The 20,778-nt window shown below is 69.9% G+C and carries 24 protein-coding genes; 19 read left to right on the plus strand and 5 right to left on the minus strand.

What is annotated here, in order from left to right; all coding sequences use genetic code 11:
• Positions 1-40 precede the first annotated feature (40 nt).
• Both ACFP3U_RS21235 and ACFP3U_RS21240 read left to right on the plus strand, forming a co-directional pair.
• A complete protein-coding gene (locus tag ACFP3U_RS21235) occupies positions 41-2,431 on the plus strand; it encodes a hypothetical protein (RefSeq protein ID WP_380227176.1) in 2,391 nt (796 codons plus the stop codon).
• Positions 2,432-2,458: 27 nt separating this feature from the next.
• Positions 2,459-2,896 (plus strand): GtrA family protein, encoded by a 438-nt coding sequence (locus tag ACFP3U_RS21240; protein WP_380227177.1) that lies wholly within the window; start codon positions 2,459-2,461, stop codon positions 2,894-2,896.
• 73 nt (positions 2,897-2,969) lie between these two features.
• Here the strand turns inward: ACFP3U_RS21240 and ACFP3U_RS21245 are convergent, their stop codons facing one another.
• From ACFP3U_RS21245 to rfbA, 5 genes are all read right to left on the minus strand, one after another.
• Entirely contained in the window at positions 2,970-4,295 is a 1,326-nt protein-coding gene (locus ACFP3U_RS21245) for an acyltransferase family protein (protein ID WP_380227178.1), read from the minus strand.
• Positions 4,296-4,417: 122 nt separating this feature from the next.
• Positions 4,418-5,380: an NAD-dependent epimerase/dehydratase family protein gene (locus ACFP3U_RS21250; protein WP_380227179.1), complete on the minus strand. Its 963-nt coding sequence runs from the start codon at positions 5,378-5,380 to the stop codon at positions 4,418-4,420.
• A gap of 94 nt (positions 5,381-5,474) precedes the next feature.
• Entirely contained in the window at positions 5,475-6,371 is an 897-nt protein-coding gene (locus tag ACFP3U_RS21255) for a glycosyltransferase family 2 protein (protein WP_380227180.1), read from the minus strand.
• A gap of 44 nt (positions 6,372-6,415) precedes the next feature.
• Positions 6,416-7,015, minus strand: coding sequence for a dTDP-4-dehydrorhamnose 3,5-epimerase family protein (locus tag ACFP3U_RS21260; protein ID WP_380227181.1), 600 nt, complete (start codon positions 7,013-7,015; stop codon positions 6,416-6,418).
• Complete coding sequence (rfbA, locus tag ACFP3U_RS21265; RefSeq protein ID WP_380227182.1) at positions 7,012-7,887, minus strand: glucose-1-phosphate thymidylyltransferase RfbA; 876 nt, start codon at positions 7,885-7,887, stop codon at positions 7,012-7,014. The genes ACFP3U_RS21260 and rfbA overlap by 4 nt, the downstream gene beginning before the upstream one ends.
• A 116-nt stretch (positions 7,888-8,003) precedes the next feature.
• Between rfbA and rfbB the strand changes: the two genes are divergently transcribed.
• The 17 genes from rfbB to rpsQ all read left to right on the plus strand — a co-directional run bounded on the left by rfbB (position 8,004) and on the right by rpsQ (position 20,748).
• The gene (rfbB, locus tag ACFP3U_RS21270) at positions 8,004-8,981 is read left to right on the plus strand and encodes a dTDP-glucose 4,6-dehydratase (protein ID WP_380227183.1); all 978 of its coding nucleotides are present in this window, start codon (positions 8,004-8,006) and stop codon (positions 8,979-8,981) included.
• The gene (locus ACFP3U_RS21275; protein ID WP_380227184.1) at positions 8,978-10,327 is read left to right on the plus strand and encodes a lipopolysaccharide biosynthesis protein; all 1,350 of its coding nucleotides are present in this window, start codon (positions 8,978-8,980) and stop codon (positions 10,325-10,327) included. The genes rfbB and ACFP3U_RS21275 overlap by 4 nt, the downstream gene beginning before the upstream one ends.
• A gap of 82 nt (positions 10,328-10,409) precedes the next feature.
• Positions 10,410-11,099 carry a glycosyltransferase family 2 protein gene (locus ACFP3U_RS21280; RefSeq protein WP_380227185.1) on the plus strand — a complete coding sequence of 230 codons (690 nt, stop codon included), beginning with the start codon at positions 10,410-10,412 and terminating at the stop codon, positions 11,097-11,099.
• Positions 11,096-11,500: a DUF2304 domain-containing protein gene (locus ACFP3U_RS21285; RefSeq protein ID WP_380227186.1), complete on the plus strand. Its 405-nt coding sequence runs from the start codon at positions 11,096-11,098 to the stop codon at positions 11,498-11,500. The genes ACFP3U_RS21280 and ACFP3U_RS21285 overlap by 4 nt, the downstream gene beginning before the upstream one ends.
• A gap of 135 nt (positions 11,501-11,635) precedes the next feature.
• Positions 11,636-13,162 carry a hypothetical protein gene (locus tag ACFP3U_RS21290; RefSeq protein WP_380227187.1) on the plus strand — a complete coding sequence of 509 codons (1,527 nt, stop codon included), beginning with the start codon at positions 11,636-11,638 and terminating at the stop codon, positions 13,160-13,162.
• An 80-nt stretch (positions 13,163-13,242) separates the two neighbouring features.
• On the plus strand, positions 13,243-15,069 hold the full coding sequence (locus ACFP3U_RS21295; RefSeq protein WP_380227188.1) for a hypothetical protein: 1,827 nt from the start codon (positions 13,243-13,245) through the stop codon (positions 15,067-15,069).
• Between the two features lie 392 nt (positions 15,070-15,461).
• Positions 15,462-15,770 carry a 30S ribosomal protein S10 gene (rpsJ, locus tag ACFP3U_RS21300; protein ID WP_012785157.1) on the plus strand — a complete coding sequence of 103 codons (309 nt, stop codon included), beginning with the start codon at positions 15,462-15,464 and terminating at the stop codon, positions 15,768-15,770.
• Between the two features lie 14 nt (positions 15,771-15,784).
• The gene (rplC, locus tag ACFP3U_RS21305; protein ID WP_380227189.1) at positions 15,785-16,432 is read left to right on the plus strand and encodes a 50S ribosomal protein L3; all 648 of its coding nucleotides are present in this window, start codon (positions 15,785-15,787) and stop codon (positions 16,430-16,432) included.
• Positions 16,433-16,437: 5 nt separating this feature from the next.
• Complete coding sequence (gene rplD, locus ACFP3U_RS21310; protein WP_380227190.1) at positions 16,438-17,115, plus strand: 50S ribosomal protein L4; 678 nt, start codon at positions 16,438-16,440, stop codon at positions 17,113-17,115.
• On the plus strand, positions 17,115-17,432 hold the full coding sequence (gene rplW, locus ACFP3U_RS21315; protein ID WP_030300381.1) for a 50S ribosomal protein L23: 318 nt from the start codon (positions 17,115-17,117) through the stop codon (positions 17,430-17,432). Before rplD ends, rplW begins: the two co-directional genes overlap by 1 nt.
• A gap of 36 nt (positions 17,433-17,468) precedes the next feature.
• Positions 17,469-18,305 carry a 50S ribosomal protein L2 gene (gene rplB, locus ACFP3U_RS21320; protein WP_030393297.1) on the plus strand — a complete coding sequence of 279 codons (837 nt, stop codon included), beginning with the start codon at positions 17,469-17,471 and terminating at the stop codon, positions 18,303-18,305.
• A gap of 11 nt (positions 18,306-18,316) precedes the next feature.
• Complete coding sequence (gene rpsS / locus ACFP3U_RS21325) at positions 18,317-18,598, plus strand: 30S ribosomal protein S19 (RefSeq protein WP_030055821.1); 282 nt, start codon at positions 18,317-18,319, stop codon at positions 18,596-18,598.
• A 57-nt stretch (positions 18,599-18,655) separates the two neighbouring features.
• Positions 18,656-19,003: a 50S ribosomal protein L22 gene (gene rplV / locus ACFP3U_RS21330; RefSeq protein ID WP_030055822.1), complete on the plus strand. Its 348-nt coding sequence runs from the start codon at positions 18,656-18,658 to the stop codon at positions 19,001-19,003.
• A complete protein-coding gene (gene rpsC / locus ACFP3U_RS21335; RefSeq protein WP_030393298.1) occupies positions 19,003-19,827 on the plus strand; it encodes a 30S ribosomal protein S3 in 825 nt (274 codons plus the stop codon). Before rplV ends, rpsC begins: the two co-directional genes overlap by 1 nt.
• Positions 19,828-19,832: 5 nt before the next feature.
• On the plus strand, positions 19,833-20,252 hold the full coding sequence (rplP, locus tag ACFP3U_RS21340; RefSeq protein ID WP_380227191.1) for a 50S ribosomal protein L16: 420 nt from the start codon (positions 19,833-19,835) through the stop codon (positions 20,250-20,252).
• Complete coding sequence (gene rpmC, locus ACFP3U_RS21345; protein ID WP_049649042.1) at positions 20,252-20,476, plus strand: 50S ribosomal protein L29; 225 nt, start codon at positions 20,252-20,254, stop codon at positions 20,474-20,476. Before rplP ends, rpmC begins: the two co-directional genes overlap by 1 nt.
• Entirely contained in the window at positions 20,476-20,748 is a 273-nt protein-coding gene (gene rpsQ, locus ACFP3U_RS21350) for a 30S ribosomal protein S17 (protein ID WP_042367669.1), read from the plus strand. Before rpmC ends, rpsQ begins: the two co-directional genes overlap by 1 nt.
• Positions 20,749-20,778 lie beyond the last annotated feature (30 nt).

A 20,778-nucleotide genomic window follows, 5' to 3' on the forward strand; every position in this document is an offset into this window, starting at 1 on the left:
CCCGCCGGCGGCGGCCCGGCACGGCAGAGGAGGCAGTACGGTGGACGGCTCCCCGACAACCGCGGCGGACCGCGACGCCGGAACGGCGCCGGACGGCCCGGTAGGGGCCTCGGCGCCGGGAACCGGAACCGACGGACGGCGCGCGGTCCGGCTGCTGCCGCCGCTGGCGGCCCTGCTCGTGGTCCTGGTGGTGCTGCTCGGTAGCGGCACGCCACCCCTGGACGTCGCGCGCTACGCGGGTTACGTGCTCTGGGCCGTGCTCCTCCCCGGCACACTGGTCTTTCGCTGCCTGCGCCGCCGCCCGCACACCCTGGTCGAGGACCTGGTACTGGGCGCCGTCACCGGCCTGGTGCTGGAACTCGCCGCCTGGGCGGTGCTGGTCCGCCTCGGCCTGCAGTCGGTGGCGGTGCTCTGGCCGCTCGCGGTGGTCGTCCCGTTCGCCCTGGTGCCGGCGCTGCGCCGGCACTGGCGTCCGCGCGGCTACACCCGTCCGCCGCTGAGCTGGTCCTGGACGGTCGCCGGGCTGGTCGCGCTGACCGTGGGCTACTTCGGCGAGGTCTTCCTGTTCCGCTTCCCGATCCTGCCGACGGGGGAGCCGAGCCGGATCTACGGCGACCTGCCGTACCTGATCTCGCTCGCCGGGAACGCCAAGTACCAGATGCCGCCGACCTTCCCGCAGGCCGCCGGGGAGCCGCTGCACTACCACTGGTTCACCTTCGCGCACATGGCGATGTCCTCGCTGGTCGGCGGTGTCGACCTGCCGGTGGTCGCGATGCGGTTGATGGTGCCCGCGCTGAGCGTGCTCATGGTGCTCGCCGTCGCGGTGGCCGCGCACCGGCTGACCGGTCGGCTCTGGGCCGGACCGGCGGCGGTCGTCCTGTTCATGGCGGTGGGCGAGTTCACGGCGGCGTATCCCAACTCCGTCGAGTCCTGGGCCTTCGGCGCCCCCGCGGTGGGGCTGCTGTCCTGGGCGAGCCTGTCGCTGACCTACAGTCAGCCGCTGCTCGTCGCTCTGGCCACCGCGGTCGGCGAGGTCCTGCGCGGGTGCGGCCCCGAGGCCGACCGGCGCGGGGTGCCCGCGCTCGGGCGGGGGGCCTTCGTTCTGGTGGGCCTGTTCGCGCTGGCCTCCAGCGCCGCCAAGGCCAGCACCCTGCCGGTCACGCTGGGCGGCCTGGCCCTGGTCGGACTGGTCCTGGCCGTCACCACCCGCAGAATCCCCCGGCCGGTGGTGCTGCTCGGCGGGATCCTGCTCGGGGCGCAGCTGTTCGCCACGGTGCTGGTCTTCGACTTCCAGAGCTACGGGCTGCAGCCCGGCCTGTTCGGGAGCATCCGGAAGTACTGGGCCGATCCGCAGCTGGGCCCCGCCCCCGCCCGGGCGGCGGTCGCGCTGGCGACGCTGGCGGCGTTCCTGCTCAACCACCAGCTGCGGCTGTTGGGCGCGGTGCCGCTGATCTGGCGGCGGCGGATGCGCCTGGAGCCGGTGCAGTGGTTCCTGCTCGGGGCCGCGCTCGCCGGGCCGGCGGCCTATCTGCTGATCGGCGGCTTCAACGCGAGCTACTTCACCATCGCCTCGGCCCCCTTCGCCGCGCTGCTCTCCGCCTGGGGCTGGTGCGAGCTGGTCGAGCGGGCGGCGCTGCCGCGCCGGGCCGCGGCCGGTCTGGCGGTCGGCGCGGTACTGACGGGCGCCGCGCTCACCTGGCTGACCTACCGGTTCTCGGACCGCTGGGCCGGGTTCGCGGTGCGCCTGCTGGGCCGGGGTACCGGGAGCCGCGCGCACTGGCCGCTGCTGCCGATGCTGGCCGCCGCGCTCGCGGTCGCGGCCGTGGCCGTCCTCGGCCTGCTGCTCTGGCGCGGTGCCCGCCGGGTGCTGCCGTCGCTGCGCGGTCGCGGCGGGGTCGTGGCGCTCACCGGTCTGTGCGCGGTGGCGCTGCCGGCGCTGCCGCTGGACGCCCTGCAGGGCCGGGAGTACGGCTGGGACTTCAGCTGGGCGCTGTCCGGGCGGCAGGTCGAGGCGGCCCGCTGGGTACGGGCGCGCAGCCTGCCCTCGGACGTCATCGCCACCAACAGCCACTGCTGGGAGTTCGACGACTACGCGGACGGCCCGGGCTGCGACAACTCCCGCTCGCAGTGGCTCAGCGCGTACTCCGAGCGGTCGGTGCTGGTGGAGGGCTGGGCGTACGCGCCGCGGCTGGTGGCCCGCTCCGGGGGCGGGGTGGTCGCCCGCGACGCCTTCTGGGACCAGCGGTTGTTCAGGCTCAACGAGGACGCGGTGTACCGTCCTACCGCAGAGGTGATCGAGCGGTTGCGGCGTGAGCACCGGGTGCGGTTCCTGGTGGTCGACCGGAAGGCAGGCGCCGAATCGCCCCGGCTGCGGGAGTACGCCGAGCCGGTCTTCGACAACGGACGGGTCGCCGGGTACCGGCTGCCCTGACCGGACGGAACGGACGGGTACTCCGCGATGCTTTCCACGGACGACAGAAGCGGGCAGCCGCAGACCGACGGGCGGCCGGTCCGCCGCCAGCTGCCCGCCTTCCTGGTGATCGGTGTGCTCAGCACCCTCTTCTACCTGGGGCTGTTCGTGCTGGCGCGGCGGTTCACCGACCCGCAGGCGGCCAATCTGATCGCCCTGGCGGTCAGCGCGGTCGCCAACACCGCCGCCAACCGCCGGTTCACCTTCGGGATCACCGGCTCCGAGGGAGCGGTGCGCCACCAGCTCCAGGGGGCCGTGGCGTTCCTGATCGGCCTGGGCCTCAGCGCCGGCGTGCTGGCGCTGCTCGACCTCGCGGTACCGGACGCCTCGCGGGGGGTCGAGGTGGCCGGGCTGGTCGTCGCCAACGGCCTGGCCACGGTGGCCCGCTTCCTGCTGATGAAGGTCTGGGTGTTCCGCGGGCGCTGAGCCGGTGCGCCGAACGCCGCAGCGCCCGCCCCGGAGGACCGGACGGGCGCTGCGCTGTTGTGCGGGGCGGTGGTCAGGCGGACACCTTGGGAGCCTCGCCGGCCGAGGGCGCCGCCGCCGGCGCGGTGAGCGGGTCGGCCTCGGCCGCGGCGGCGACCCGGGCGGCGCCGCGCTCCTTGAGCTTGCGCACCGGCCACGGCGTCCAGTTCTTGGCCTTCATCAGCGGCGACTCCAGCAGGTGCCAGGAGAGCGCGGCCAGCACCACGGTGCCGGCCATGGCGAGGGCCAGGTAGACCGGCTTGCCGTGCTTGGCGTAGCCCAGCATGGCCAGCGCCTGCTCGACGGTGAAGCCGTAGATGTAGATGCCGTACGAGTAGTCGCGCTTGCGGCCGACCTTCTGGAACGGGCGCGGCAGCCGGATGGCCAGCCAGAGCAGCAGGTAGGCGAAGGCCGGGTAGCCGAAGACGAACAGACCGCCGACCCAGAGGCTGAGGCCGAGCGTGACCGCGCTGATCAGCGCCAGTCCGTCGTGGATGACCAGCCGCTCGCGGTAGAGCTGGAAGGTCGCGCCGATCATGAAGATGAAGACCAGGTGGATGATGAAGTGCATCGACATCGCGCCGAGGAACGGCACGTAGACGACGGAGTTCATCTCGCCCGGGATGCCGCGCAGGGTGGGCATGTTCACCCAGTCGCGCAGGATGAGGACCCACAGGCCCAGCGCCAGCAGGGGCACGAACTTGCGGGCGCGCTGCAGTACGCCGCCCGCGGCCATCAGCCCGATGACGATGTAGCAGAGGATCTCGTACTTCAGCGACCACAGGGCGCCGTTGACACCGGCGTCGTAGTTGGTGCCCCGCTTGATACCGCCCTCGATCACCCCGGAGATGTCCCAGCCGGTGCTGATCGCGGTGTTCCAGGTGCCTTCGAGGTAGTTCACCGGGCCCTGCGGGTGGTTCCAGTACCCGTCGAAGGTCCCGTGCTGCCAGTGCCACAGCAGCGGGATGATCACCAGCGCCGACACCAGCAGCGAGCCCCACAGACCGGGCAGGATGCGCAGCGCGCGGTGCCAGGAGTAGCGCCCGATGGTCGACCGGGCGCCGCTGGCGCTGATCATGAATCCGGACAGCACGAAGAACCCGACGACCGCCATCTTCCCGAGGTCGGTCTGCTGGCCGCTCTTGATCCAGAGCGGGTCGAGGTGTCCCCACGCGATGGGGTACATGTGCGAGACGACCACCGAGGAGGCGAGCAGTAGCCGCAGCAGGCCGAAGCTGTTGGCCCGGCCCGAGTACAGCTCGGCGAGGGTCCCGCGCCGACCGGGCAGCGCGGACAGCCACCCGCCGGGTCGGTTGACGCGGGACCGGGGCGTACCCGACGAGGAGAGCCTGCGAGACATCGAGGGGATCATGCTTTCCTGGAAGTGGTGCCCAGGCGACGGCCTGGTGCACAGGCCCGATCGGGTCCTTGTCGGATCCTATCGATGCCCGCTGTCGGTCATCATGGGTGCTGTTCGAATCGTTAGCGCGCGGAACCGTCGGTGTCGGCCGACGCGGCGAGCCACAGCTCGGTGACGGCCGAGCGCAGGCTGCGTCCGGGCTGCCAGCCGAGCGCCTTGCCGGCGGCGGTGACGTCGAGCTGCTGCCACTCGGTCTCCGGGCCGCCGCCGTCCGGTGCCGGGACTTCGGTGATCGCGACCGGGACACCGCTGACCTCGATCAGCAGCTCGACCAGCTCGCGCGCCGAACTCGCCTTGCCGAGGCCGACGTTGAGCACCGCGGGGGAGGCCGGGTTGCTCGGCACGGCGGCGATGATCGCGTCCACGGTGTCCTGCAGGTCGACGAAGTCGCGCTGGGCCGTGAGCGGCTGCAGCGCGAGCTCGGCGGTGGTGTCGGCGGCCCGGGCGGCGGCGAGCTTCCCGGCCATCACGCCGAGCAGACTGTGCCCGGGCTGGTGGGCGCCGACCACGTTGCCCAGGCGCAGCACCACCGCGTCCAGGCCCTCGGTGCGCACGGCGTCCTCGATCAGCCGGGTCGCCCGCAGCTTCAGCTGCCCGTACACCATGGACGGGTTCGGCTCGGAGTCCTCGCTCAGGCTGACGCCGATCGGGCAGAGGCCGTACTCGTGCACCGTGCCGAGGTGGACCAGCCGGGGGGCGGCGGGCATGCTCCGCAGGGCCTCCAGCAGCTTGCCGACCATGCCGACGTTGGCGCCGACCATCTGCTCGTCGGTCAGGCCCCACATCCCGCCGGCGGCGTTGATCACCACGTCGATCCGGTGCGCGCCCAGCAGCGCGGCGAGCTCGGCGGGGGCGTCCTCGGTGAGGTCCAGTCGGGCGAACTCGCCGGGCAGCGGCTCGGCCGGTGCCTTGCGGGCGATGGTGAGCAGGTGGTGGCCCCGCTCGTCCAGGGCGCCCAGAATGGTGCGCCCGATGAAGCCGGTGCCGCCGAGGACGGCGATGCGGGGAAGGTCTGAGCTGCTCACGGCCATGGCCTCTGGTTCCGGTCTCGGTCGGATCTCGGTCGGATGGGGTCGCCGGGGTGTCGGCCCGGCGGGGGAGGGGAGGGGCCCCGGCCGCTCAGCGGCGGTCGTTGCCGGCGACGTGCCGCAGCAGGGTCTTGGCGCCCTCGCCGTTCCGGCTCTTGACCGCGCCGGGAACCATGGTCAGCGCGTGGATCCGGGACGACAGGTGCAGTCGGGAGGCCTTGGCGGCGTTCGACCAGCCGTGCGTGTCCAGGCGGTCGGCGACGTCGCGGAAGAAGCGGTTGGCCTCCTCGAAGCGGACGCCCGTGAAGGCCTGCGCCGAGGAGATGGAGACGGCGTGCCGGCGGTACTGGAAGCAGACCGTGTTGCTGATCATCATCTGCTCCCCGGCCTGCAATAGGTCGATGACCAGGGCGAGGTCCTGGGTGACCTCCAGGTTGTCCCGGAAGCCGGCCGCCCGGACGGCCTCGGTGCGCCAGCAGATCGACGGGAAGAACAGCCAGTTGCCGCGCAGCACGCTGATGGCGAGCTCCTCGCCGCCCATCAGCTTGCGGCCGTTGACCTTCGGCGCGTAGAGGCGCTTCTTGGCCTGGTCGGCGAGGCCGTCGGTGGGCTTGTCGTTGCCGTCGATGACCTGGACGCCCGGCTGGATCATGCCGATGTCCGGGTTGTCCTTGAGGATGCTCCGGACGGTGGCGACGTAGTCGGGCAGCATGATGTCGTCGGTGCCCATCATGACGAAGTTCTCTTCGCGCACCAGGCCGAGGCACTTGCGGTAGTTGCCCGTGACGCCGAGGTTCTGCTCGTTGCGCTGGTAGGAGACCCGGTCGTCCCCGAGCTGGGCGAACCAGCCGGGGACGTCCGGCTCCTTGCCGTCGTCCACCACGGTGAGCCGCCAGTTGGGGTCGCTCTGGGCCAGGATGCTGCGTACGGCGGCCTGCATCAGCGCGACGTTGCCGTAGTAGGGCAGCATGATGTCAAGAGTTGTCATGGGCGGCACACCAGGTTCCGGGGTAGTGGGGACGGCAAGGAAGGCTACTGGCCGCTGAGCGACCGGCGGAACTTCAGGCACTCCTCGTAGTCCGGCAGCAGGCCGGTCTCCAGGGCCTGGGCCAGCGTCGGAGCGGCGGCGTCGCGGGCCGACAGCTGCGGCACCTCGGCCGGCCACTCGATCGCGAGGTCCGGGTCCAGCGGGTGCACCGCGTGCTCGCCGGTCGGGTTGTACGTCTCCGAGCAGACGTAGGAGAGCGTGGCGTCGTCGCTCAGGGCGCAGAAACCGTGGCCGAGGCCCTCGGAGATGTACACCGAGCGGCGGTCCACGTCGTCGAGCCGGACGAACTCCCAGCGGCCGAAGGTGGGGGAGCCCACCCGCAGGTCGACGATCACGTCGAGCACCGCACCGCGCACGCAGCTGACGTACTTGGCCTGCCCCGGCGGGACGTCGGCGAAGTGGATCCCGCGCACCACGTCCTTGGCGGACACCGACAGGTTGCCCTGGGCCATCCGCAGCGGGTGGCCGACCGCCTCGGCGAGCCGGTCGAAGCGGTACCACTCCATGAACAGGCCGCGGGGGTCGCCGTGCTGCTGCGGCGTGACCTCCCAGGCGCCCTCGATGGACAGCTCGCGGAACTTCATCGGGCGGTCTCCTCGTCGAGCAGGTTCACCAGGTACTGGCCGTAGCCGCTCTTCAGCAGCGGCTCGGCGAGCTCCCGCAGCTGCTCGGCGGTGAGGAACCCGGCCCGCCAGGCCGCCTCCTCGACGCAGCCGATCTTGAAGCCCTGGCGCTCCTCGATGACCCGGACGAACTCCGAGGCCTGCACCATCGAGACGAAGGTGCCGGTGTCCAGCCAGGCGGTGCCGCGGTCCAGCACGGTCACCTGGAGGTCGCCGCTCTGCAGGTAGGCGTCGTTGACGGCGGTGATCTCCAGCTCGCCGCGGGCGCTCGGGGTGATGGTGCGGGCGATCTCCACCACGCGGTTGTCGTAGAAGTACAGACCCGGCACCGCGTAGCGGGACTTCGGCCGCTCCGGCTTCTCCTCGATGGAGATGACCTGGCCGGACTCGTCGAACTCGACCACGCCGTAGGCGGTCGGGTCGGCCACCGGGTAGGCGAAGACCATGCCGCCCTTGGGGTCGGTCCGCTGGGCGAGCCGGGTGCCGAGGCCGCTGCCGTGGAAGATGTTGTCGCCGAGGATCAGCGCGACGGGCTCGTCGCCGATGAAGTCGGCGCCGAGGACGAAGGCCTGGGCGATGCCCTCGGGCCGCTCCTGCACGGCGTACTGCAGGTCGAGGCCGAACTGCGAGCCGTCGCCGAGGAGCCGCTCGAACTGCTCGCGGTCCTGCGGGGTGGTGATGATCAGAATCTCGCGGATCCCCGCCATGATGAGCGTGGAAAGCGGGTAGTAGATCATCGGCTTGTCGAAGACCGGGAGAAGCTGCTTGGAAACGGCCCGGGTCAGGGGCCAGAGGCGGGAACCGGTGCCGCCCGCAAGAAGAATGCCGCGCATGGCGCACACCTTACGTGGCCCGGGGAACCGGGCGGCAACCAGCCGTCACGGGGCCGTCCGGCCTCGGGCACCTGGTGCGATGACGCCTGCGCGCGCGCACTATACTCAGCCGCATTATGCGCATCCTCGTCACCGGCGGCGCCGGATTCATCGGTTCCCAGTTCGTGCGCGCGCTGCTGGCGGGGGACCCCGCGGCTCGCGTCACCGTTTTCGACAAGCTGACCTACTCGGGTGTTGAGGAGAACCTCGCGCCGGTGGCCGACCACCCCGGCTACTCCTTCGTCCGCGGCGACATCTGCGACGTCGACGACGTCGACGCCGCGATGCCCGGCCACGACGCGGTGGTGCACTTCGCCGCCGAGTCGCACGTGGACCGCTCGATCGCCGGCGCCGGCCCGTTCGTGATGACCAACGTGGTGGGCACCCAGGTGCTGCTCGACGCGGCCCGCAAGCACGGCGTCGGCCGCTTCGTCCACGTCTCCACCGACGAGGTCTACGGCTCCATCACCGAGGGCTCCTGGACCGAGGAGTGGCCGCTCTCGCCGAACTCCCCGTACTCCTCCTCCAAGGCGGCCTCGGACCTGCTGGCGCTGGCCTACCACCGGACCCACGGCATGGACGTCGTGGTCACCCGCTGCTCCAACAACTACGGGCCGTACCAGTTCCCCGAGAAGGTCATCCCGCTCTTCACCACCAACCTGATCGACGGCAAGAAGGTCCCGCTGTACGGCGACGGCGGCAACGTCCGCGACTGGCTGCACGTCTCGGACCACTGCCGCGGCATCGACCTCGCCCTGCGCAAGGGCCGCGCCGGTGAGGTCTACAACATCGGCGGCGGCACCGAGGCCACCAACAAGGAGCTCACCGGGCTGCTGCTGGAGGCTGCCGGGGTCGGCTGGGAGATGGTCGAGTACGTCGAGGACCGCAAGGGCCACGACCTGCGCTACTCGATCGACATCAGCAAGATCCGCGAGGAGCTCGGCTACGAGCCGCAGGTCCGCTTCGAGGACGGCCTCGCCGAGACCATCGCCTGGTACCGCGAGAACCGCGCCTGGTGGGAGCCGCTCAAGGTGAGGGCCGCGCAGCAGTCGTGAACAGCGAGGGCAGCACGGCGACCGGACGCCGTTCACCGCTGGCGAAGCTGCTCAGCGCGCTCCCCCCGGGCACCCAGCTGGTGATCGGGGGGACCGTGCTGCTCGGTGCGGCCTCCTACGTCCACCTGATGGCCGCGGGCTACACCCTGAGCAAGCCGGCCATGGCGTCGGTCTCGCTGCTCTGGACCATCCTGATGTCGGTCGGCCTCGGCCTGTTCTTCCCGGTCGAGCAGGAGCTCACCCGGATCGTGGCGGCCCGGGTCGTCGCCGGGCAGGGTGTCGCCCCGGTGCTGCGCCGCACGCTGGCGATCACGGTCGGCATGCTCGTGCTGCTGGTCGGCGGGATGGCGGTCGCCGTCGGCCCGCTGGCGGACACCTTCTTCGACGGCCGCAAGGACATGGTCCTGGCCCTGGCCGCCGCGTTCGTCGCCATGGCGGCGGGAAACGTCACCCGCGGCGTGCTGGCCGGCCTCGGCCGATTCGGCGCGTACGGCACCCAGCTGGCCGTCGACGGCGCGCTGCGGATCGCGATCGCGGTCGGCTGCGCGGTCGGCCATGTGCGTTCGCCCCTGGTGTTCGCGCTGATCCTGGTCGTCGCGCCGATCGTCGCCGCCCTGGTCACCCTGCCACCGCTGCTGTCGGGCGTGCGCCAGGGCCCGCAGGCGGCCTGGTCGGCGCTCACCTCGGGGCTGGCCCCCCTCGTCGCCTCGACCCTGCTCTCGCAGGTCGTGGTCAACGCGGCGGTGGTCAGCACCCAGCTGCTCGCACCCGACAACGCCGCCCTGGTGGCCGGTCTGCTGAACGCCGTGGTGCTGGCCCGGGTGCCGTTGTTCGTGTTCGGCTCGCTGCAGGCCTCGCTGCTGGCCGGGCTGTCGAGCACGGCGGCCGCCGGCGACCGCGCGGGCTTCTCCAAGCTGCTCGGCAGGACCTGCGTCGTGGTCACCGTCCTCGGCCTGGCCGGCGGCATCCCCGCCACCGTCCTCGGCCCCTGGCTGATCCAGGTGCTGTTCAAGGCGGACGACGTCCTCGGCTCGCTGGACTTCCTGTTGATGTCCGCCGGCACGCTCTGCTACATGCTCGCGATGGTTCTCGGTCAGGCCCTGCTGGTGCTGCACCGGCACCGTCTCCAGTTGCTCGGCTGGGCGTTGGGAACTGTTGCGCTGATCGTGATCACCCTGGTACCTGGGCCGATCGCGACCCGGGTCTGCCTCGCATACACTTTGGGTTCGCTGACCGCTGTCGTATGCATGTTCGCCGCTGTTCGGCTGACCTTTCTGCGCGAGCCCCCGGCCGCTCAGGCCGGCGCCGACCCGTCCGCGCGCCCCTCACTCGTGGACACGGTATGACACCGCCGACACTGCCGACGTCCGCGTTCGCCGATCCTCGCACCTCGAAACTCGCGGCCTACCGCTGCGGCATGGAGTCATGATGTCCGACTATGACGATGTGTGGCTGGTCATCCCGGCCTACAACGAGGGGCCCGTCATCGCCGACGTGATCGAGGCCGCTCGCAAGACGTTCCCCAACATCGTCGTCGTGGACGACGGGAGCACCGACGACTCGGTCTCGTCGATCATGAAGACCGGTGCGCACCTGGTCCAGCACCCGGTCAACCTCGGCCAGGGCGCGGCCCTGCAGACCGGCCTGAACTACGCGCTCAAGCAGCCGGGGGCCGCGTACTTCGCGACCTTCGACGCGGACGGCCAGCACCAGACGCACGACGTCGAGCGCATGGTGGCCCTGCTGCGCACCGGCGACTTCGACGTCGTCCTGGGCTCCCGGTTCATCGAACAGACCGGCCAGGTGCCGTGGATCAAGCGGGTCGTCCTGCGGACCGCGGCGACGGTCAGCCCGACCGCGCGCAAGCTCAACCTGACCGACTCGCACAACGGTCTGCGCGTGATCAACCGCGCGGCGGCCGAGAACGTCCGTATCACCATGAACGGCATGGCTCACGCTTCGGAGATCGTCGCCTTCCTGGCCTCCTCCGAGTTGCGGGTCACCGAGGTGCCGGTGGACATCCTGTACACCGAGTACTCGCGTTCCAAGGGCCAGTCGCTGATCAACGGCGTCAACATCCTCTTCGACATCTCGCTCCGGGAGCGTGGCCGCAAGTGAAGTACATCTGGATTCAGCTGGTACTGCTGGTCGGTACCGGCACGCTTGTCCTGGCGTTCGTCCGCAACTGGGACCGCGCGCACACCCGCGCCTGGAAGCGCATGGCGTTCTTCGCGTTCGTCCTGGCCAACGTGTACGCCGTCTTCCGGCCCCAGGACGTGACCTGGGTCGCCAACCAGCTCGGCGTCGGCCGCGGCACCGACCTGGTGCTCTACCTGCTGGTCGTCGGCATGGCGTTCATGACCCTCAACACGTTCATGCGCTTCCGCTCGCTGGAGAAGAAGCTCACCGACCTGGCACGGTCGGTCGCCGTCAACGACGGCCAGCGGGTGAACAACGACCGCTTCGGTGACGAGCTCGGGGCCGTGCGGGCCGAGAGCGAGAAGGTCTCCCGGAACTAGCGGGTCGGTCAGGGCCACAGGGGGGCAAGTGACGGGCCCGTCGACCCGATAACCGTTCGGAGGCAAACAACCATGTCCAAGCGGGCCGCGAGGCCTCGAATAGCCTTTGTCGCGCGCCGGGCCGGCCTGGTGGGGGTGGAGGCGTCAGCGGGAACGCTGATCGCTCTCGGGTTCACCTGGCTCTGCACGCGGATCGAGGTCAACCCGCTGACCCGGACCGGTCAGGTCAGCGGTCTCGCGGCACTCCAGTTCCGCTTCCTGCTGGTGTTCGTCGGCCTCGCGCTCGTCTGGTGGGCCGTCAGCAGGCGGATCTCCCGCCCGCTCGCCCTGCGGCTGGCGTGCTGCTCGCTGGCCGGACTCGCCACCGGGCTCTACGCCGGCGGCATCGCGGTGGCCCTGACCGGTACCACCTGGCCGCTGAACGGCCCGTTCGGCGACTCCGGCCAACTCCAGATCTGGGTGGGGGAGATCCAGGAGGGACGGCCGATCTCCGGGGTCTACCCGCCGCTGTTCCCGCACACGCTCGCCTACTGGACCGAGCTGTTCTACCCGGGCGAGCCGCATGCCGCGCTCAAGACGCTCGGCCTCGTCCTGCTCGCCATGACCGGCCCCGCGGCCTACCTGGCCTGGCGGATGGTCCTGCCCCCGCTGTGGTCCCTCGGCATCGGCGTGGTCTCGGTGTTCCCGATCGTCCACGCGGGCAAGCCGTACGTCGACATCGTGCTGATCATCCTGATCCCGGTGCTCGCCAAGCTGATGTCGACCCTGCGACGGGCCGGCGGGCTGGGCACCCGCCTGCTCCTGGTGCTGGGCGCCTCGTACGGCCTCGGGCTGGCTGTGCTGTTCCTGTGGTACTCCGGCTGGTTCGTCTGGTCGGCCCCGGGTGCGCTGGCCGCGTTCGCGCTGATGCTGATCCACCTGTACCGGGACGGCGGCGTGGCGGCCCTGCGGCGCGGCGCCCTGCTGCTGGGCGTCACCGGCGGAGTCTTCCTGGCGCTGACCGGCCGCTACCTTGGCCGGATGCTCGCCGGTTCGGGCACCCCGGACGTCTACTTCTACTTCGACACCGACGTCGACCCGGCCTACTTCCTCATGTGGCAGGGCGATCAGCCGAACAACCTGGCCAAGGTGGCGTGGCCGCTGCCGGGTGAACTCGGTGGCGTCGGTGTCTTCGCGCTCCTGCTGGTGGCGGGCGTGGCCGTGTCGCTCTGGCTCGGCCCGCGGCTGCCGGTGGTCCAGATCGCCGGGCTCTGCATGCTCGGCGCCTTCGGTCTGCGCTACTGGTTCGCCTCGCACATGGAACGCGACCAGGTGGTCCAGCTCTACCCGCGGACCTCGGCCGAACTCCTCTACTGCTCCATCGTGTTGTGCGGCATGGCCGGTTACCTGGTGACCCAGAAGCTGACCGGCCGTTCGGCGTACGCCATCATCAACGGCCGCAAGGGCCCGGTGCCCTCGCTGCGCGCCAGCGGAGCCGTGCTCTGCGCACTCGCCTTCTTCTTCTCGATGGCGGGCTCGGCCACCGTCGACCGCTTCATGCCGTTCAACGGGGCCTGGGGACAGCTCGCCTGGAACTCCCACACCACGGTCCAACCCGACGGCACCTGCCCGCGGTTCGCGCCCCAGGGGAAGTGCGACCAGCAGCCGGCCCCCGCGGGCTGATCGCCCGTGGGGACGGCGTTGTGCCACAGTGGTCTGGCCCTGCCCAGCACCCGTCCGCAGTCCTACGGAAGTGAAGCGACATGACCGATCTGGCAACCGACCGGCTCGACGGGCCGGAGACGTCATCCGGCGAGCCCGCCCGGGACCGGTCCGCCGACCTGGCGGGCGCGCCCCACTGGTCCGAGCGGCGCGGGATCCTGGTGGCCGGGGAGATCCTGGTCGGTGTGGTGGCCGCGCTCGCCTTTACGCTGCTCTGCGGGCACATCAGCGTCAATCCGCTGAACCGGATCGGCCAGGTCAGCGGACTCGCCAAGATCCAGCAGTACGTCGCCCTGCTCGGCCTGCCGATCCTGGCGGTACTGGTCTACACCGCCTGGCGCGGCGGCTCGCGCCGGCACGCGACGGTCCAGCGGCTGGTCTGCGCGGCCCTGGCGGGCCTGGCGACCGGTGTGGTCGCCGGCGGCGTGGTGGTCGCGCTGCGCGGCACCCCGTGGCCGCTCGGCGGCCAGGAGGGCGACCCCAGTCAGCTGATCCACATGGGGACGTCGTTGCTGGACGGCAAGGGGCTGCCCGGCGTCTACCCGCCCCTGTTCCCCGCGCTGATCGCGCTCTGGGCGAAGCTGAACTACGGGGGGAAGGGCGGCGAGGGCTTCGCCCTGCACGACCTGCAGATCTTCTTCACCGCGCTGGCCGGGCCGATGAGCTACCTGGCCTGGCGGCTCATGCTGCGGCCGTTCTGGGCGCTGGCCGTCGCGGTCCCCTCGGTGCTGGTCTTCCTGGACCCGATCCGGCCGTACAGCCACGTCACGATGATCATTCTGGTGCCGCTGCTGGCGGCCTGCCTGCGCGAGCTGCGCCGGGCGGGCGAGCTGTCCACCCGCTCCGTGCTGCTGCGCGGCGCGGGCTTCGGCGTGATCTTCGGCGTGCTCTTCCTCTACTACTCGGGCTGGTACCTCTGGTCGGCGCCGGGCATCTTCGTGCTGACGCTGTTCCTGTTCCCCTGGCGCGGCGGCGGCTTCGTCGTCCGGCGGACGCTGCTCTTCGTGGGCACCACGGTGGGCATCGCGGGCGTCATCGGTTCGCCGCTGCTGTACCAGATCGTGAAGGAAGGGGCGACGACCCCGGACCGGTACGCCTACATCGTCAACTACGTCGACCCGGCCTACGTGCTCGGCTGGATGTCGGACCGCTCCGGCGACGCGACGTACCACAACTGGCCGCAGGCGGGTGAGTTGGCCGGCCAGACCGGGTTCGCGCTGATGCTGGTCGCCGCGGTCGGCGTCGGTGTCGGGCTGGGACTGCGCAACATGGCGGTCCGGGTGGCGGCGGCGGTGCTCGCCGGCGCCTGGCTGATGCGCTTCTGGTACGCCTCGCACATGGCGCACGAGCAGATGGTGCAGCTCTACCCGCGGACGACCTGGATCATCATGTACTGCCTGATCATCCTGGCGGTGGTCGGCCTGATGGCCGCCACGGACCGGGGGAGGGGCTGGTTCGAGCGGTCGTTCCGTGCCGCCGCCGGCACCGTGGCCGGCCCGGTCGTGCCGGCCCGGGCCACCCGGCAGCTGGCCGCCGGCCTGGTCTGCGCCCTCGCGCTGTTCGCGACCATGGGGGCGTCCTGGTCGGTGGACCGCTACATGCCGCAGGACGAGAAGACCAACACGATGGGCATCGACGCCTGGCGGGCGCACAACATCAAGAAGCAGGACGGCAGCTGCCCGCGGTTCGCCCCGGTGAAGACGGAGACGCCGCCGAGGCCCTGCGCCGACCCGATCATCAAGGACTGGGAGCCGGAGCAGGACAAGAAGACGCTGCACTGCGCCAACGTCCAAACCGAGGACTGGCCGGCCGTCTGCGGCCGCGAGGCCCCGTGGCTGAAGGAGCAGAAGGCGAACGGGCAGAAGTAACCGCTCGGGCGCGTTTCAGGTCGGGGTCGGTGAGGTACGCCTCACCGGCCCCGATTGGATTTCCGGCTCCCGCCTGTGGCAGTATGTCCAAGTTGCTCGGTTGAGTGCCGATGCTGCGCGCCTCCCGCCGGGAGGACCGGAAGCGAGTCCCATGTACTCGTCGTTCCCGTGATGGCCGTCAAGCGTGTCTGTTACGCCACGGCAGCTGCGGGGCGAAAGTACGGGAATCTTCCGGGAAGCGTACGCGGGGTCTCGACCCGGCTCCCCCTTCCCCGAAAGTTGGAAACCGACGAGTCAATCGCCGGTTTTTTGCAAGCGCGAGTGCGACACGCCCGAGCGCGGGGGTCGGAAGGGGTCGCGAGGCAACTAGGACAAAGGACTACAAAGTAGCCATGGCGGGACAGAAGATCCGCATCCGGCTCAAGGCCTACGACCACGAGGTCATCGACTCTTCGGCGAAGAAGATCGTCGAGACGGTGATCCGTACTGGTGCGCAGGTCGCGGGCCCGGTGCCGCTGCCCACTGAGAAGAACGTGTACTGCGTCATCCGCTCGCCGCACAAGTACAAGGACTCGCGCGAGCACTTCGAGATGCGTACTCACAAGCGTCTGATCGACATCCTCGACCCCACGCCGAAGACGGTTGACTCGCTCATGCGTCTCGACCTGCCGGCTGGCGTCGACATCGAGATCAAGCTCTGAGAGGCGCACCGAAGATGGCTAAGCAGATTAAGGGCATCCTGGGCGAGAAGCTCGGCATGACCCAGGTCTGGGACGAGAACAACCGGGTTGTCCCGGTGACCGTCGTCAAGGCTGGGCCCAATGTCGTGACCCAGGTCCACACCGCCGACAGCCCGGCCGGCTACGACGCCGTCCAGATCGGCTTCGGCGAGATCGACCCCCGCAAGGTGAACAAGCCCCTCGCGGGTCACTTCGCCAAGGCCGGTGTCACCCCGCGCCGCCACCTGGTCGAGCTCCGTACCACGGACGCGTCCGAGTACACCCTGGGCCAGGAGATCACCGCCGAGCTGTTCGAGGCGGGTGTCAAGGTCGACGTGACCGGCACCTCCAAGGGCAAGGGCTTCGCCGGTGTCATGAAGCGCCACAACTTCCGGGGCCTCGGCGCCGGTCACGGCGTGCAGCGCAAGCACCGTTCGCCCGGTTCCATCGGTGGCTGCGCCACCCCGGGCCGCGTGTTCAAGGGCCTGAAGATGGCCGGCCGGATGGGTCACGAGCGTGTGACCACCCAGAACCTGACCGTGCACGCGGTTGACGCGGAGAAGGGTCTGCTCCTGATCAAGGGTGCGATCCCGGGCCCGAACGGCGGCCTCGTCCTCGTCCGCACCGCGGCGAAGGGGCTGTGAAGGATATGAGCACCATTGACATCCTGTCGCCCTCGGGCGACAAGACCGGCAGCCTCGAGCTTCCGGCCGAGATCTTCGACGCGAAGGTCAGCGTTCCGCTGATGCACCAGGTCGTCGTGGCGCAGCTCGCTGCGGCCCGTCAGGGCACCCACAAGACCAAGACTCGTGGCGAGGTCCGCGGCGGCGGCAAGAAGCCGTACCGCCAGAAGGGCACCGGCCGCGCCCGTCAGGGCTCGACCCGTGCGCCGCAGTTCGCCGGCGGTGGCGTCGTGCACGGTCCCGTGCCGCGCGACTACTCGCAGCGGACCCCGAAGAAGATGATCGCCGCCGCCCTGCGCGGTGCGCTCACCGACCGGGCCCGCCACAACCGCATCCACGTCGTCACCGACGTGATCGCGGCCGAGGCGCCGTCGACCAAGGCCGCCAAGAGCCTGTTCGGCAAGATCACCGACCGCAAGAACGTCCTCCTGGTCGTCGAGCGTGCGGACGAGCTGGGCCTGAAGTCCGCTCGCAACCTGCCGAACGTCCACATCCTGGACGCCGGTCAGCTGAACACCTACGACGTGCTCGTCTCCGACGATGTGGTCTTCACCCAGGCCGCCTTCGAGCGTTTCGTGGCCGGTCCGGCCGCGTCCGCCAAGGCCGTTGCCGCTGAGGGCGAGCTCGAAGGGAGCGCCGCCTGATGAGCGACGTTACGAGCAAGACGTTCACGGACCCCCGTGATGTCCTGGTGAAGCCGGTCATCTCCGAGAAGAGCTACAGCCTTCTCGACGAGAACAAGTACACGTTCATCGTGTCGCCGGGCGCCAACAAGACCCAGATCAAGCAGGCCGTCGAGGCGGTCTTCTCGGTCAAGGTCGAGGCTGTGAACACGATCAACCGTCAGGGCAAGCGCAAGCGCTCCAAGACGGGTTTCGGCAAGCGCAAGGACACCAAGCGCGCCATCGTGACGCTGGCCGAGGGCAACCGCATCGACATCTTCGGTGGTCCGACCTCCTGACGGAGGCCGTGATCGTCGATCAAGACGAGGACGAAAATGGGTATCCGCAAGTACAAGCCGACTACGCCGGGCCGCCGTGGCTCGAGCGTGGCCGACTTCGTCGAAATCACGCGGTCCACGCCGGAGAAGTCGCTGGTTCGCCCCCTGCACAGCAAGGGCGGCCGTAACAACGCCGGTCGGATCACCGTTCGCCACCAGGGTGGCGGTCACAAGCGCGCCTACCGTGTGATCGACTTCCGTCGTCACGACAAGGACGGCGTGCCGGCCAAGGTCGCGCACATCGAGTACGACCCGAACCGCACCGCGCGCATCGCGCTCCTGCACTACGCGGACGGCGAGAAGCGCTACATCATCGCGCCGCGCGGCATCACGCAGGGCGACCGGATCGAGAACGGCGCTGGCGCCGACATCAAGCCGGGCAACAACCTGCCGCTGCGCAACATCCCGGTTGGTACCACCATCCACGCGGTGGAGCTGCGTCCCGGTGGCGGTGCCAAGCTGGCCCGCTCCGCCGGCTCCGGCATCCAGCTGCTGGCGCGTGAGGGCAAGATGGCGCACCTGCGCATGCCCTCCGGTGAGATCCGCCTGGTGGACGCGCGCTGCCGCGCGACCGTCGGCGAGGTCGGCAACGCCGAGCAGTCGAACATCAACTGGGGCAAGGCCGGCCGTATGCGCTGGAAGGGCGTTCGCCCGACCGTGCGTGGTGTCGCCATGAACCCGATCGACCACCCGCACGGTGGTGGTGAGGGTAAGACCTCCGGTGGTCGCCACCCGGTCTCGCCGTGGGGCCAGAAGGAGGGTCGCACCCGTCGCCCGAAGAAGGCCTCGGACGCTCTCATCGTGCGCCGCCGCAAGACCAACAAGAAGCGCTAGGAGCAGGTCAGATGCCGCGCAGTCTCAAGAAGGGCCCCTTCATCGACGGCCACCTTCTCAAGAAGGTGGACGCGCAGAACGAGGCGGGTACCCAGAACGTCATCAAGACCTGGTCCCGCCGCTCCGTGATCTTCCCGGCCATGCTCGGCCACACGATCGCGGTTCACGATGGTCGCAAGCACGTCCCGGTGTTCGTCACCGAGTCGATGGTCGGCCACAAGCTGGGCGAGTTCGCTCCGACCCGCACCTTCCGCGGCCACGTCAAGGACGACCGCAAGTCGAAGCGTCGCTAGTCGCCTGAGCTTCACCGCCAGAACGACTCAATGACTTACTCCATTAAGGGGACAACCATGGAAGCCAGGGCCCAGGCGCGGTACATCCGCGTCACGCCCATGAAGGCCCGCCGCGTGGTGGACCTCATCCGTGGCCTGCCGGCCACGGAGGCCCAGGCCGTCCTGCGTTTCGCTCCGCAGGCCGCCACCGTGCCGGTCGGCAAGGTGCTCGACAGCGCCATTGCCAACGCCGCGCACAACTACAACCACTCCAACGTGGACGACCTCGTCATCAGCGAGGCGTACGTTGACGAGGGTCCGACCCTGAAGCGGTTCCGCCCGCGTGCCCAGGGCCGCGCCTACCGGATCCGCAAGCGGACCAGCCACATCACCGTGGTCGTCAGCAGCAAGGAAGGGACCCGGTAATGGGCCAGAAGGTTAACCCGCACGGGTTCCGCCTCGGCATCAGCACGGACTTCAAGTCCCGCTGGTACGCCGACAAGCTGTACAAGGACTACGTCAAGGAAGACGTCGCCATTCGTCGCATGATGACGAAGGGCATGGAGCGCGCCGGCATCTCCAAGGTCGAGATCGAGCGCACCCGCGACCGCGTCCGCGTCGACATCCACACCGCTCGCCCCGGCATCGTCATCGGTCGCCGTGGCACCGAGGCCGACCGCATCCGCGGCGACCTCGAGAAGCTGACCGGCAAGCAGGTCCAGCTGAACATCCTCGAGGTCAAGAACCCCGAGCTGGACGCCCAGCTCGTGGCTCAGGGCGTCGCGGAGCAGCTGTCCTCCCGCGTCTCCTTCCGTCGTGCCATGCGCAAGTCGATGCAGGGCACCATGAAGTCCGGCGCCAAGGGCATCAAGGTCCAGTGCTCCGGTCGTCTCGGCGGCGCCGAGATGAGCCGTTCGGAGTTCTACCGCGAGGGCCGTGTGCCGCTGCACACCCTGCGCGCGAACGTCGACTACGGCTTCTTCGAGGCCAAGACGACCTTCGGCCGCATCGGCGTGAAGGTCTGGATCTACAAGGGCGACGTCAAGAACATCGCCGAGGTCCGCGCTGAGAACGCCGCTGCCCGCTCGGGCAACCGCCCGGCCCGTCCCGAGGGTGGTCGTCCCGCCCGCGGTGGCGAGCGCCGTGGTGGCGAGCGCGGTGGCCGTGGCCGTCGCCCCGCCGCTTCCGAGGCCCCCGCGGCCCCGGTCGCGGAGGCTCCGGCCGCCGAGAACACCGGAACGGAGGCCTGACCCCCATGCTGATCCCCCGTAGGGTCAAGCACCGCAAGCAGCACCACCCCAAGCGTCGCGGCGCTTCCAAGGGTGGCACCGAGCTCGCCTTCGGCGAGTACGGCATCCAGGCCGTCACCCCGGCCTACGTGACGAACCGGCAGATCGAGTCCGCTCGTATCGCCATCACCCGTCACATCAAGCGTGGCGGCAAGGTCTGGATCAACATCTACCCGGACCGTCCGCTCACCAAGAAGCCGGCCGAGACCCGCATGGGTTCCGGTAAGGGTTCGCCCGAGTGGTGGATCGCGAACGTGCACCCGGGTCGGGTCATGTTCGAGCTGTCGTACCCCAACGAGAAGGTGGCTCGTGAGGCGCTGACCCGCGCAGCTCACAAGCTCCCGATGAAGTGCCGGGTCATCCGGCGCGAGGCAGGTGAGAGCTGATGTCGGCCGGCACCAAGGCTGCTGACCTCCGCGAGCTGGACAACGAGGGTCTCGTTGCCAAGCTCCGTGAGGCCAAGGAGGAGCTGTTCAACCTCCGCTTCCAGGCGGCGACCGGGCAGCTCGACAACCACGGACGGCTCAAGCTCGTCCGTAAGGACATCGCGCGGATCTACACCCTGATGCGCGAGCGCGAGCTGGGCATCGAGACGGTGGAGAGCGCCTGATGACTGAGAACACCAACGAGACGCGCGGTTTCCGCAAGACCCGTGAGGGTCTCGTCGTCAGCGACAAGATGGACAAGACCGTCGTCGTCGCCGTCGAGGACCGCGTCAAGCACGCGCTGTACGGCAAGGTCATCCGCCGTACGAACAAGCTGAAGGCGCACGACGAGGCGAACGCCTGCGGCGTCGGCGACCGGGTCCTCCTCATGGAGACCCGCCCGCTGTCCGCGACGAAGCGCTGGCGCGTCGTCGAGATCCTCGAGAAGGCCAAGTAACGAAGTTGATGCGGTACGGCCGTATGTGCA

The organism is Kitasatospora misakiensis (assembly GCF_042656005.1).
In the GTDB taxonomy this organism is placed as follows: Bacteria; Actinomycetota; Actinomycetes; order Streptomycetales; family Streptomycetaceae; genus Kitasatospora; species Kitasatospora misakiensis.